We start from the raw sequence: 1,364 nt of genomic DNA, 5'->3' as shown, positions 1-1,364 counted from the left end.
ACCGGCAGCGCCCGCTTGTCGAGCTTGCCGTTGACGGTCAGCGGCAACGCATCCAACACCACCACCGCCGCGGGCACCATATAGCCCGGCAACCGTTGCCCCAAAGCCGCGCGCAGTTCGGCCGGATCCGCGCTACCGGTGACGTAGGCCACCAGCCGCTTGTCACCGGGGCGGTCCTCGCGCACGATCACCGCCGCCTGCCCCACCCCGCCCAGGCCGGCCAGCGCGGCCTGGATTTCGCCGAGCTCGATGCGATAACCGCGGATCTTGACCTGCTCATCAGCGCGACCCAGATACTGCAACTGCCCATCAGCACCCCAGGCCACCAAATCCCCGGTGCGATACATCCGCACACCCGGCCCACCAAACGGACACGCCACAAACCGCGACGCACTCAACCCCGCCCGGCCCACATAGCCATGCGCCAAGCCCGCACCGGCCACATACAACTCACCGACCACACCCGGCGAGACCGGGCGCAACCAGGCGTCGAGCACGAAAAACGCCAAATCGGCCAGCGGCACCCCGATCGGGCTGACCGCGTTGCCGACATCCTCGGACACGATCTCACGGAACGAGGCATGCACCGTCGTCTCGGTGATCCCATACATGTTGATCAACCGCGGCGAACCCCGGTGGCTGTCCAACCATGACCTCAGCCGGGCCGGCTCCAGCGCCTCCCCACCGAAAACCACCGCTTCCAGCGCCAGCTCGGATCCCAACTCGGCGGCCAGCGCATAGAACGCCGACGGCGTCTGACTCAGCACGCTGACCCGCTCAGCGAGCAACAGGGCGGCAAAGTCTTGGGGCGAGCCCACCACCGACTCGGGCACCACGACCACCCGACCACCGCGCAACAACGCGCCCCAGATCTCCCACACCGAGAAGTCGAACGCCAACGAATGGCACTGCGAAAAGACCAGATCCGGCGACAACCGCAACCACGGCTCAATCGCCTCCAACAACCGCGCAACATTGCCGTGCGGCACCGCCACACCCTTCGGCGTGCCGGTGGTCCCCGAGGTGTAGATCAGGTACGCGACGTCACCGGGGTGCACCACCGGCAGTTCGACACCGGCGCCATCGGCGACGCCGCCATCGAGCGCGCCGACATCGACGACCACCACATCGCGGTCCGCCAACCGCTCAACCAACCCACCAGCAGTCACCACCACCGTCAAACCGGCGTCGGTGAGCACGAAATCCAACCGCGCATCAGGCACCGCAGGATCCACGGGCACATAGGCCGCGCCGGCCTTGAGCACGCCGAGGATCGCCACAATCGCCTCGGCCGAGCGGGGAAACAGCAACCCCACCCGCTGCCCCGGCACCACACCACGGCCAATCAGCAACCGCGCCAACCG

1 protein-coding gene is annotated in these 1,364 nt (G+C 67.5%); it reads right to left on the bottom strand.

What is annotated here, in order from left to right; all coding sequences use genetic code 11:
• On the bottom strand, positions 1–1,364 hold a 1,364-nt coding region (locus ABQF13_RS25255; RefSeq protein ID WP_448395545.1), incomplete at both ends, for an amino acid adenylation domain-containing protein.

The sequence above is a fragment of the Mycolicibacterium sp. XJ879 genome (assembly GCF_053483935.1).
Note: the sequence above shows the minus strand (reverse complement) of the source record. Positions and strands in the feature narration are given on the sequence as shown.